Raw genomic sequence first — 12,139 nt, forward strand, 5'->3', positions numbered from 1 at the left:
TTTGGCGCAGGTTTTTCAAGCTGCGCCAAGCCGCCCCTTACTGCGCCTGCGGCACATGCCAGCCGCCGCCCAGCGACTGGATCAGGGCCACGGCCGTCGTCTGGCGATCCGCCTGCGCCTGCACCAGCGAACGGCGGGCCGACAGGGCCGTCACCTGCGCCGTCACCACGTCCGTGTAGCCGACCTGGCCCGCGTTGTAGCGGTTCAGCATCTGCTGCTCGACCTGGTCTGCGGCCGACGACGCCTGCTGGCGCAAGGCCAGCTGCTCGGCCAGCGCGCGCGTGGCCGACAACTGGTCTTCCACGGCGCCAAAGGCACTCAATACCGTCTGGCGGTAGCGCGCCACAGCCGCCTCATGCCCCGCCCTGGCCGCGTCCACGCTGGCCGTGGTGGCGCCCGCGTTGAACAGCGTTTGCGCGGCCGACACGCCCAGGGACCACAGGCTCGACGAAGCATTGAACAGGTCGCCCACACGGCTGGCGCCGGAACCATACGATCCCGTCAGGTTCAGGCTCGGGTAATAGGCGGAGCGGGCGATGCCGATCTGCTCGTTGGCCACGGCCACCCTGCGCTCGGCGGCGGCGATGTCGGGGCGGCGCTGCAGCAGGGTCGACGGCACGCCCAGCGGCACCTCGGGCACAGTCAGGGTCCACGGCGCCACGGCCAGGCTGAAGTCGGATGGCGCCTTCCCCAGCAGGATGGCGATCGCGTGTTCGAGCTGGGCGCGCGCGCGCACCTGGCTCGACAAATCGATCTGCGCATTGGCCAGCTGCGTCTGCGCCTGCAGCAGGTCGGACTTGGCGGCGATGCCGGAGTTGAAGCGGTTGCCGGTGATGTCGAGCACGCGCTTGTAGCCGTCGATCGTAGAATTGAGCAGCGCGATCTGCGCATCGCTCTGGCGCAGCGCAAAGTAATTGGTGGCCAGCTCGCCCTGCGCCGACAGGCGCGCCGCGGCCAGGTCGGCCGCGCTGGCGGCCGCGCTGGCGTCGGCACCCGTCACGCCGGCGCGCAGCTTGCCCCACACGTCCGGCTCCCACGAGGCGCCGATGGCGGCCTTGAAGTTGTTGTTCGTCTGCTGCTCGCCGCCGCCACCGGAGCGGGCGCCGCTGCCCGTCAGGTTCACCGTGGGGAACAGCGAGGCGCGCTGTTCGCGCACCAGCGCGCGCGCCTGCTCGTACGAGGCGATGGCGGCGGCCACGTTCTGGTTCGATATGTCGATGCCTTCGGCCAGCTGGTTCAGCTGCGCGTCGCCGAACAGGGTCCACCAGGGACCGCGCTCCAGGGTGTCGGCCGGCGCGGCAGGCTGCCAGCCGGCCGCCTCCTTGAACGCTTGCGGCGCGGCGGCCGTGGGCGTTTCATAGGCGGGGCTGACGGCGCAGCCGGCCAGCAGGAGGAAGGCAGTGGCGGTGGTCAGCGACAGGAGGCGACGTGCCGGAACGGTGGAGGAAATAGCTTGTACTTGCTTCATGATTGTGTGCTCGGGTTATCTGGCCCAGGAATGCGGCTCAATTGCTGCTCGTCGGCGCTGCGCGTGCGCAGCTTGTCGAGCAGGATATAGACCACCGGGGTGGTCAGCAATGTGAGTAACTGGCTGGCAATCAGGCCGCCGATGATGGCGACCCCCAAGGGCTGGCGTAGCTCCGACCCCTCGCCGAAACCGATCGCCAGCGGCAAGGCGCCAAGCGCCGCCGCCAGGGTGGTCATCAGGATGGGGCGGAAACGCAGCAAACATGCCTCGCGCACCGCCTCCACCGCTGTCAGGCCGCGCGAACGCTCGGCCTCCAGCGCGAAGTCGATGATCAATATAGCATTTTTCTTGACGATACCGATCAATAGGAACACGCCGATCAGGGCGATAATGGAAAACTCCATGCGGAACAGCAGCAACGCCAGCACGGCGCCCACCCCCGCCGACGGCAAAGTCGACAGCACGGTGACCGGGTGCACCAGGCTTTCGTACAGAATGCCCAGCACGATATAGATCACCACGATGGCCGCCAGGATCAACAGCGGCTGCTCCTTGTTGCTGTCCTGCGCGCTCTTTGCCGACCCCTGGAAGCTGCCGCGCACATTGACCGGCATGCCGATTTCCGACTCCGCCTGGGCCACGGCCGCCTGCCCGTCGCTGAGCGGATAGCCGTCGGCCAGGTTGAACGACACGGTGGTGGCCAGTTCGCCGCCCTGGTGGTTGATCGAAGTGGCCGTCGCGCTTTCGGCAAAGCTGCTGAACGAGGACAGCGGCACCATGGTCGCCAGGGTGGTGCTCAAGGCCGTGCCGCTGGACGGGTCGCGCGCCGCCGTCGTGTTCGACGTCGCCGCGCCCGTCGCAGCGGTGGTGCTGGCGGTGGTGCTGGCCATCGTGCCGCTCGTGGCGGCGACGGCCGCCGCATTCGACGCCGGCACGTACACGGAGCGCAGCGCTTCCGGGCTTTGCGCATAGCGGGGCGCCACTTCCATGATCACGTGGTACTGGTTCAGCTCATCGTAGATGGTCGCCACCTGGCGCTGGCCGAAGCTGTTGTACAGCGCGTTGTCGATATCCTTGACCTGCACGCCCAGCTGCGTGGCGCGGTCCTTGTCGATGGTGACAAAGGTTTCCACGCCGTTTTCCGCCTGGTCCGTGTCGACGTCGATCAGGGCCGGCTGCAGCTTCATCTGGTCAGCCAGCTTCGCTGCCCATTTTTTCAAATCGGCCTGGTTGTCGCTGATCAGGGTGTACTGGTAGGTCGAATTGCTCGAGCGCCCGCCCATGCGCAAATCCTGCACCGGGTTGAGGAACAGCGAGATGCCCGTCACCTTGGCCAGTTGCGGGCGCAAACGGGCGATCACGGCCTGTCCCTTGTCGGTGCGCTGCGACGCGGGTTTGAGGTCGATGAACATGAAGCCGCCCCCTGCCCTGCCGCCTCCCGTGAAACCCACGACGGTGGCGACGGCGGGATCATCCTTGATGATGTCGACCAGCTGGCGCAACTTGCCCTGCATGGCCTGGAACGAAATGCTCTGGTCGGCGCGCATGCCGCCATTGATCTGGCCCGTGTCCTGCTGCGGGAAGAAGCCCTTGGGGGCGGCCGCGAACAGGTACACGTTCAAGCCGACGACGAAGACGAGGATGGCCATCACCAGCGCGGCGCTGGACAGCGCCCAGTCCAGGCAGTGTTCATACACTTTCAGCATGCGCTCGAAGCCGCGCTCGAACCAGCGCGCCACCGCACCCGGCTTTTTATGCTGCCCGCCGCTTTTCAGCAGCCAGGCGCACATCATCGGCGTGGTGGTCAGTGAAATGACCAGCGAAATCATCACGGCGGCCGACAGGGTGACGGCAAACTCGCGGAACAGCCGCCCCACCTGCCCGCCCATGAACAGCAGCGGGATGAAGACGGCCACCAGCGACAGGCTGATCGACAGCACCGTGAAACCCACTTCGCGCGCGCCCAGCAGGGCCGCCTTGAAGCGGTCCATGCCGGCCTCGATGTGGCGCTGCGTGTTTTCCAGCACCACGATGGCATCATCGACGACAAATCCCGTGGCCACCGTGAGCGCCATCAAGGAAAGGTTATTCAGGCTGAAACCCAGCATGTACATCACGCCGAAGGTGCCCAGCAGCGAGACGATGGTGGCCACGGCCGGGATGATGGTGGCGCGCACGCTGCGCAGGAAGGCGCTGACCACCAGCACGACGAGCACGATGGACAGGATCAGCGTGAATTCGATCTCGTGCAGCGAGGAGCGGATGGAATTGGTGCTGTCGGACGCCACCTGCAGCTTGATGTCGCCGGGCAGCTGCGCCTGCAGTTGCGGCAGCAGCGCGCGCACGCCGTCCACCGTGGCGATGACATTGGCGCCCGGCTGGCGCGTGATCAGCACGATGACGGCCGGGTCGCCGTTGAACAGGCCCAGGGTATTGTTGTTCTCCACCCCGTCCTGCACTTCGGCCACGTCGTCGAGGCGGATGGCGGCGCCGTCGCGCCAGGCCACCACCAGGCTGCGATAGTCGGCGGCGCTGCGCCCGCCCGAGGCCGTGCTGGCGCCCGAATAGATCTGCAGGCTGCGCTCGTCGCCGGAAATCGCCCCCTTGGGCCGGTTGGCGTTGCTGGCCTGGATGGCCGCGCGCACGTCTTCCATCGACACGGCATAGTGATTGAGCTGATACGGCAGCAGTTCCACGCGCACGGCCGGCAGCGAGCCGCCGCCCAGTTCCACGTCGCCCACGCCCTTCACCTGCGCCACCTTTTGCTGCACCAGGTTCGACACGGCATCGTAGATCTGGCCCGGCGTGCGCGTCTTTGACGTCAGCGCCAGGATGATCACGGGCGCGTCGGACGGATTGGCCTTGCGGTAGGTCGGGTTGCTGCGCAGGGTGGCCGGCAAGTCCACGCGCGCGGCGGCAATCGCGGCCTGCACTTCGCGCGCGGCCGAATCGATCTTGCGGTTCAGGTCAAACTGCAGGTTGATGCGCGCCGAGCCCGTGCCCGACGACGACGTCATCTCGTTGACGCCCGAGATCACGCCCAGGCGCCGCTCCAGCGGCGTGGCCACCGAGGTGGCCATGGTCGCGGGGCTGGCGCCGGGCAGGCTGGCGCTGACGGAAATGGTCGGATAATCGACCTGCGGCAGCGGCGAGACGGGCAGCACGAAGAAGGCGCCGATGCCCGCCAGCGCGATGCCGATGGTCAGCAGCACGGTGGCGATGGGCCGCTTGACGAACGGTTCGGACAGGTTCACGCGGCGCTCCCCGCACCGGGTTTATCCAGGCTGACAGCGTTCTTCCCTTTGCCCGCAAAGCGCCGGCCCAGGCGGTCGAAGCCCAGGTAGATGACGGGCGTGGTAAACAGGGTCAGCACCTGGCTGACGATCAGGCCGCCGAAGATGGCCAGGCCCAGCGGACGGCGCAGCTCGGCGCCCTCGCCCCAGCCCAGCATCAGCGGCACGGCCGCGAACAGGGCCGCCAGGGTGGTCATCAGGATCGGGCGGAAACGCAGCAGCGCCGCCTGGTGGATGGCGTCCTGCGGGCTTTTTCCTTCATCGCGCTCGGCCTCGATGGCGAAGTCGATCATCATGATGGCGTTCTTCTTGACGATGCCGATCAAGAGGATGATGCCGATGATGCCGATCACGCCCAGGTCCTGCCCGGAAAGCATCAGCGCCAGCAAGGCGCCCACGCCGGCCGACGGCAGGGTCGACAAAATCGTCAGCGGGTGGATGTAGCTTTCGTACAGCACGCCGAGCACGATGTACACGCAGACGACGGCGGCCAGAATGAGCCACAGCTGGTTCGACAGCGAGTTTTCATACGCACCGGCCGCGCCGAGGAAGGTCAATGTCACCGAAGGCGGCAAGGCGATGTCCTTCGCCGCCTGGCGGATGGCGTCGACGGCGCTGCCCAGGGCCACGCCTTGCGTCGTATCAAAGCCGAGCGTGGTGGCCGGATACTGCGCCACGTGCGTGATCTGCAGCGGCGCCTGTTTTTCGCTGACGCTGGCAAAGGCGGACAACGGCGTCGACTTGCCGGAACCCGTGCGCACCTGCAGGTCCGACAAGTCGGACGGCGTGGTGACGATGCCCGGCTGCGCTTCGAGGATCACGCGGTACTGGTTGGTTTCCGTGAAAATCGTCGAGATGATGCGCTGGCCGAAGGCGTTGTACAGCGCGTCGTCGACGGTGGCCGTGGTGACCGACATGCGCGCGGCGCTGTCGCGGTCGATGGCCACGGTGACGGCGGCGCCCGTGGCGCCCGCATCCGTGACGACGTTGCGCAGCTGCGATTGCTCGCGCATGCGCGCGGCCAGCTTGCCGGCCCACTCGGTGACGGTGGCCGTGTCGGCCCCTTCGAGCGAGACGCGGTACTGCGTCGGGCCCGATTCCGCATCGATGGTCAAGTCCTGCGTCGGCTGCAGATACAGGGTCACGCCGGCCACCCGGGCTACGCGGCCGCGCAGGCGTTCCATGATGTCTTCCTGGCTGTCGCTGCGCGAACGCTTGAGATTGATCAGCATGCTGCCCGTGTGCAGCATGGTATTGTTGGCCGCATCGACGCCGACGAGGGAACTCAAGGTATCGACGTCGGGGTCTTCCAGCAGCGCGCTGGCGGCCGCCTGCTGCAAGGTGGCCATGCGTTCGTACGACACGGCTTGCGAGGTTTCGATACGCGCCTGCAGCTGGCCCGTGTCCTGCGTGGGGAACAGGCCCTTCGGAATCGTGATGTACAAAATCACCGTCAACACCAAGGTGGCCAGGGCGACGAGCAGGGTCAGGCCCTGGCGTTTCAGCACCCACACGAGCGCCAGGTCGTACTGGTGGATCACGCGGTCGAGGAAAGCCTGGATGCGCTGGCCCGTAGCGCTGATTTTTTCATCGGCATGGCTTTTCAGCCAGCGCGCCGACATCATCGGCACCAGGGTCAGCGACACCACGGCGGAAATCAAAATCGTGATGGTCAGGGTCATGGCAAATTCGCGGAACAGGCGGCCCACCACGTCGCCCATGAACAGCAGGGGAATCAGCACGGCGATCAGGGAGACCGTCAGCGAGATGATGGTAAAGCCGATCTGCGAGGCGCCCTTCAGGGCGGCGGCCATCGGCGTTTCGCCCTCCTCGATGTAGCGGGCGATGTTTTCGATCATGACGATGGCGTCATCGACGACAAAGCCGGTGGCAATCGTCAAGGCCATCAAGGAGAGGTTGTTCAGGCTGTAGCCGAGCAGATACATGACGCCGCAGGCGCCGATCAGCGAAATCGGCACGGACAGGCTGGCGATCACGGTGGCGCGCAGGCTGTGCAAAAAGGCGAAGATCACCAGCACCACCAGCAGCACGGACAATAATAGTTCCATTTCCACGTGCTCGACGGAAGCGCGGATGCCCGTGGTGCGGTCGCTCAGTACGTCGAGCTTCATGGCCGCCGGCAGGCTGGCCTGCAGGTCGGGCAGCAGGGCCTTGATGGCGTCCACCGTCTTGATGACGTTGGCGCCAGGCTGGCGCTGCACGTTCAGGATGATGGCCGGCTGCTTGCCCGACCAGGCACCGAGGCGCGTGTTTTCCGCGCTGTCGACGACGTTGGCCACGTCAGCCAGGCGCACGGGCGCGCCGTTTTTATACGTGATGATCAGGCGCTTGTAGTCTTCCGCCGTCACCAGCTGGTCGTTGGCGTTGATCGTAAACGAGCGCGTGGGACCGTCGAAACTGCCCTTGGCGCTGTTGACGTTGGCCCCTGCGATGGCCGTGCGCAGGCTGTCGAGGCCCAGGCCGTACGAGGCCAGCAATTTGGTGTCGCCCTGGATGCGCACGGCGGGACGCTGGCCGCCCGACAGCGAGACCAGGCCCACGCCGTTGACCTGGCTGATCTTCAGCGCCAGGCGCGTGTTGACGATGTTCTGCACCTGCGTCAGCGGCATCGTCTCCGAGGTGATCGCCAGGGTCAGCACGGGCGCGTCGGCCGGGTTGATCTTCGCGTACACGGGCGGCGCCGGCAAGTCGGTCGGCAGCAAGGAACCGCCCGCGTTGATGGCGGCCTGCACTTCCTGCTCGGCCACGTCCAGGGTCTGGCCCAGGGTGAACTGCAGGGTGATGAGGGAAACGCCGGCCGCGCTGGTGGAGCTCATGCGCTGCAAGCCCGACATCTGCCCGAACTGGCGCTCCAGCGGCGCCGTCACGGTCTGCCCCATGACGTCAGGGCTGGCACCCGGGTACAGGGTCTGCACCTGGATGGTGGGGAAATCCACCTGCGGCAAGGCGGCCAGCGGCAGGAACTTGAAGCCGACCAGCCCCGCCAGCACGATGGCCAGCATCAGCAGCGCCGTGGCGACGGGGCGCTGGATGAACGGCGTCGATGGACTCATTGCGCCGCGCCCTTCGCTGGCGCCGTGGCGGGCGCACTGGCCGGCGCGGAGGCCGGTGCGCTGGCCGCGCCGCCACTGCCATCAGGGTGCTGGCGGCGGTGGCGGCGTTCGCCACCGCCGCCAGCGGCGCCGCCAGCGGCCGGCTTGTCGCCCGCCAGCATGACTTTCGCGCCTTCCTTCAGGCGGTCGGCGCCTTCCGTGATGACTTGCTCGCCCGCTTCCAGGCCGGCGCGGATTTCCACCATGTCGGTGGTGGCCTGGCCCCGCGTGACCATGCGCACGGTGACGGTTTTATCGGCCTTGAGCACGTAGACAAAGTCGCCGTTGTTGCTGTGGCGCAGGGCCGTCACGGGCACCAGCACGGCGCCCGTGATATTGCCCAGCTCCAGGCGCACGTTGACGAACTGGCTGGGGAACAGGGCCATCTTGTCATTCGTGTAGCGGGCCTTGGCGCGCACGGTGCCTGTCTGCACGTCGACCTGGTTGTCGAGCGCCGTCAAGCTGCCCTGGTCCAGCGTATGCGTGCGCGTGCGGTCCAGCGCCAGCGCCGCCAGGGCCGTACCGCCATTCAGGCGCTCCTGGATGGTCTGCACCTTATCCTGCGGCACGGAAAACTGCACATCGATGGGCGAGAGCTGCGTCACCACCACCACGCCGCCCGCATCGCTGGTGCTCACCAGGTTGCCGATATCGACCACCTTCAGGCCCGCCCGGCCGCTGATCGGCGACACCACCTTGGTGTAGCCGAGGTTCAGCCGGGCCGTGCCTTCGGCCGCGCGGTCCGTCATGACGGTGCCTTCCAGCTGTTTCACCAGGGCGGCCTGCGTGTCGACGTCCTGGCGCGCGATGGAATCCTGGCCCAGCAGGGTTTGATAGCGCTTCAGGGTCAGGCGCGCGTTTTCCAGCTGCGCCTCGTCGCGCTGGCGCTGGCCCGTGGCCTGCATCAGCGCCATCTCGAACTGCGCCGGGTCGATCTGCGCCACCACCTGGCCCGCCTTGACCATGCCGCCTTCCTTGAATTTCAGCTCCTTCAAGATACCCGACACTTGCGGGCGCACCGTCACGGTCGATGCGGCCGTCACCGTGCCCAGCGCGTCGAGCACCACGGGCAGGTCGGACTTGACGGCCGTGGCCACGCCGACGGTGGTCGACGGCGCGCCGCGGCGCCCGCCAGGCCCGCCCGGGCCACCGGGGCCGCCCGCGCCAGCGCCTCCCTGCGCGCTGGCGCCCGAGTGGGTCAGGTACCAGGCACCGCCGCCCAGCGCGGCCATCACGGCCAGCGCGATGACCGTGCCGACGATTTTCGAGCGGCGGCTGCGCCGGGGGGTATGGGGTGCTGTCTGCGAATCCATCGCTTATCCTTGTAGTGGCCGCTGGCACGGCGAGTGTGTGGCGCCGGCCGAGGTGGAGCACACTCAGGCCGGACGACCGTTTGTCGGGGTTGTTTCGGTACACAGCCGGGGGAGTCAAGAGCTGAAAATCAGCTGAAAAAACATCGCTCCCTGGCGTGAAACGACTCTAGCATAGTCATGTAACTGTTTCATTTCCACTTGAAACAATTACACACAGCCAGACGGACATGGGAGGATCGGGCGGGCCGGCAGGCACGCCGCGCCTGTGATGGAACGGTGGAAAAATCAGGCTTGCGGGGCGTCGCGCCCCGGCGTGCGCCCGGCAGGGGCGACACGCATGCGGATACAAACTCGCTACAAATCTCCCGCCTGCCGCCTTGACCTGGCGCCACGCGGGTGCTCGGGCGGCGCCGCACGGCGGCGATTCTTTACCTGGATTTACAAGGTCATGCCGAGGATGACATCCTGATAGTCGGTGCGGCCCACGCGGAAGGTGCGCCGTCCCACCTGGACAAAGCCGCAGCGCGCATAGAACGCCAGCGCATCGCGGTTTTCCGCATACACGCCCAGCAGCACCCTTCCCGCCCCGCTGGCGCGCGCCTGGCTCAGCGCCGCCTGCATCAGGCGCTGGCCCACGCGCAGGCCCTGGAAACGGTGCAGCAGGTAGATGCGCTTGATTTCCAGGTCGTCCGGGCGCGGGTCCGCCACCGGCAGGCTGGCGGGGCTGAGCACCAGGTAGCCGACGGGCGCGCCGCCGGGCGTGGCTTCGGCCAGCCACAGGCGCATGGCCGGCAGCGCCAGCCAGTCGCGGTACAGCTGCGCGTCGTGCTGGCGCTGGCAATGGGCGAGGATATCGGCGCCATCGAGGATGCCGGCGAACGCTTCAAGAAAAGTCGATTGCCCCACCAGGGCCAGCGCCTGCTCGTCGCCCCTGGCGCAGGGGCGGATGGCGATCGCCGTGTCAGTGCCTGTATTGATGTCGCTTGCCATGCCTTACCCCTTTTGCATGGGGTCGGACCCGGCGGGTCCGACCCCGGCCCTCTGCCTTACTTGCCGCCCAAAGGCACCTCGCACAGGCAGTGCGTGAGCGCCATGAACGGCTTGTGCTCGCGCGTGATGCCCGACAGCCAGGAGAGGTCCTGCGCCATGCCCAGCGCCGCATCGGCCGGCAAGCCCGTCGTGGCCAGGCCCAGTTTCACGTGCTCGCCCAGGCCCAGCGAGGCCATGGCCTTGGAGCCGAACATGCCGATCAGGCGGTCCACATTCGAGGTTTCCTGTTCCATGTAGGTCACGCGGTAGTCGCTGCCCAGCTTGGCGCGCTTGGCGGCCGACGCCAGCGCATCGCCGTAACTGCCGATGCGGTCGACCAGGTTGCGCTCCTTCGCCTGCAAGCCCGTCCAGACGCGGCCCTGCGCCACTGCATCGATCTTTTCCGGCGTGGTCTTGCGCGCCTTGGCGGCCAGGCTGAGGAAATTGCCATACACGTGGTTGATCGAACCCTGGATCACTTGCGCGAAGCGGGGGTCGAGCGGACGCAGGGGGTTGCCCGCGTCGGCCAGCCAGGTGGTCGGCGAGCCGGCCGTGTGGATGCCCAGCTTTTCCACCACCTTGTCGGCCGTCGGCAAAATGGCGAACACGCCGATGGAACCGGTGATGGTGGCCGCGTCGGCGATCACCTCATCGGACGAAGTGCTGATCCAGTAGCCGCCCGAAGCGGCCACGTTGCCCATCGAGACGACCACCGGCTTGCCGGCGGCGCGCGTCAGTTCCAGTTCGCGGCGTATCAGTTCCGAGCCGAAGGCGCTGCCGCCCGGGGAATCGACGCGCAGCACGACGGCCTTGATCGACTTGTCTTCGCGTGCCTGGCGGATCAGGCGCGAGGTGGACAGGCCGCCGATGGCGCCCGGTGGAGCGATGCCGTCGCCGATCTCGCCCGAGGCAATGACCACGCCGATGGCGTCGCCCGTGTGGCTGGGACGCAGGCGCGCCAGGTAGTCGGTGTAGTTAATCTGGCGGAAGTTCGTGCCTTCCGTATTCTTCGCGCCGCGCGCCATCATGAACTGGCGCAGCTCGTCGCGCGTTTTCAGGCCGTCGACCAGCTTGCCATTGAGCGACAGCTTGGCAATGTCGCCGCCGGCGGCCGTCATCAGCGCGGGAAGGTTGTCGATCGTTTGCATGATGGCGCCGGCCGGCAGCTTGCGCGCTTTTTCCACGTCGCCCGTGTAGGTGGCCCACAGGCCGCTGTTCAGGTAGCGGTCCGCCTCGGCCGCCGCTTCGGACGGGCCGTTGGCGATGAAGGGCTCGGCCGCGCTTTTATACGTGCCCACTTTCAGCAGGTTGACCGTCACGCCCACCTTGTCGAGCGCGTCGCGGTAGTAATTGCGGTAGCGGCCAAAGCCTTCCAGCATCACGCCGCCCATCGGGTGCAGGAATACCTCGTCGGCCCTGGCCGCCACCAGGTACTGGCGCTGGTTGTAGCTCGAACCCCAGGCCGTCACCTTCTTGCCCGTGGCGCGGAAACGCTCGACGCCGGCCGCCACTTCGCGCAGCGACGCCAGGCCGCCGCCCTGCAGCTCGTCGAGCAGGATGACCATGGAACCGACATTGCTGTCCTTGGACGCCATGTCAAGCACCGCCAGCACCTCGCGCAGCTGCACGCTTTTCTTGGCTTCGCCGCTGACATTGGCCAGCACCGCTTCGCGCACGCCGCCCGGCGTCTCTTCCACCAGCGGGCCTTGCAGGTCCAGCACCAGGGTGGTCTTTTCCTGCAGCGGCTTGATGCCGCCGCCAAACAGCGCCACCAGGATGGCGATCAGGATCAGCAGGAAAATCAGGTTGAAGACCACGCGGCGCGTGGCATCCAGCGTGCGCCAGAATACGCCAAAACCGCGGCGCAGGGCCGGGAACGGGTTGAGTGACATTGATGCTCCATGAGGTTATTTACCTAAAGAA

At 66.9% G+C, this 12,139-nt stretch carries 6 protein-coding genes; all 6 read right to left on the bottom strand.

The genetic code is table 11. From position 1 onward, the window contains the following. Positions 1 to 37 precede the first annotated feature (37 nt). The 6 genes from AC3RCJ_RS20900 to sppA all read right to left on the bottom strand — a co-directional run bounded on the left by AC3RCJ_RS20900 (position 38) and on the right by sppA (position 12,108). Positions 38 to 1,468 (bottom strand): efflux transporter outer membrane subunit, encoded by a 1,431-nt coding sequence (locus tag AC3RCJ_RS20900; RefSeq protein WP_492960633.1) that lies wholly within the window; start codon positions 1,466 to 1,468, stop codon positions 38 to 40. Continuing rightward, complete coding sequence (locus AC3RCJ_RS20905; protein WP_492960635.1) at positions 1,465 to 4,722, bottom strand: efflux RND transporter permease subunit; 3,258 nt, start codon at positions 4,720 to 4,722, stop codon at positions 1,465 to 1,467. Before AC3RCJ_RS20905 ends, AC3RCJ_RS20900 begins: the two co-directional genes overlap by 4 nt. Beyond that, positions 4,719 to 7,835 carry an efflux RND transporter permease subunit gene (locus AC3RCJ_RS20910; RefSeq protein WP_492960637.1) on the bottom strand — a complete coding sequence of 1,039 codons (3,117 nt, stop codon included), beginning with the start codon at positions 7,833 to 7,835 and terminating at the stop codon, positions 4,719 to 4,721. The genes AC3RCJ_RS20905 and AC3RCJ_RS20910 overlap by 4 nt, the downstream gene beginning before the upstream one ends. Beyond that, a complete protein-coding gene (locus AC3RCJ_RS20915) occupies positions 7,832 to 9,187 on the bottom strand; it encodes an efflux RND transporter periplasmic adaptor subunit (protein WP_492960639.1) in 1,356 nt (451 codons plus the stop codon). Before AC3RCJ_RS20915 ends, AC3RCJ_RS20910 begins: the two co-directional genes overlap by 4 nt. 438 nt (positions 9,188 to 9,625) lie before the next feature. Then, positions 9,626 to 10,177, bottom strand: a complete 552-nt coding sequence (locus tag AC3RCJ_RS20920; RefSeq protein ID WP_492960641.1) for a GNAT family N-acetyltransferase — start codon at positions 10,175 to 10,177, stop codon at positions 9,626 to 9,628. 56 nt (positions 10,178 to 10,233) lie between these two features. Then, positions 10,234 to 12,108, bottom strand: coding sequence for a signal peptide peptidase SppA (sppA, locus tag AC3RCJ_RS20925; RefSeq protein WP_492960643.1), 1,875 nt, complete (start codon positions 12,106 to 12,108; stop codon positions 10,234 to 10,236). Positions 12,109 to 12,139: the final 31 nt, after the last annotated feature.

This window comes from Janthinobacterium sp. GW822-FHT07H11, from assembly GCF_058798615.1.

Excerpts from the sequence above, each read along its gene's own strand:
- AC3RCJ_RS20900 (WP_492960633.1), bottom strand. The coding sequence starts at position 1,468 with ATGAAGCAAGTACAAGCTATTTCCTCCACCGTTCCGGCACGTCGCCTC.
- AC3RCJ_RS20910 (WP_492960637.1), bottom strand. The coding sequence starts at position 7,835 with ATGAGTCCATCGACGCCGTTCATCCAGCGCCCCGTCGCCACGGCGCTG.
- AC3RCJ_RS20915 (WP_492960639.1), bottom strand. The coding sequence starts at position 9,187 with ATGGATTCGCAGACAGCACCCCATACCCCCCGGCGCAGCCGCCGCTCG.
- AC3RCJ_RS20920 (WP_492960641.1), bottom strand. The coding sequence starts at position 10,177 with ATGGCAAGCGACATCAATACAGGCACTGACACGGCGATCGCCATCCGC.
- sppA (WP_492960643.1), bottom strand. The coding sequence starts at position 12,108 with ATGTCACTCAACCCGTTCCCGGCCCTGCGCCGCGGTTTTGGCGTATTC.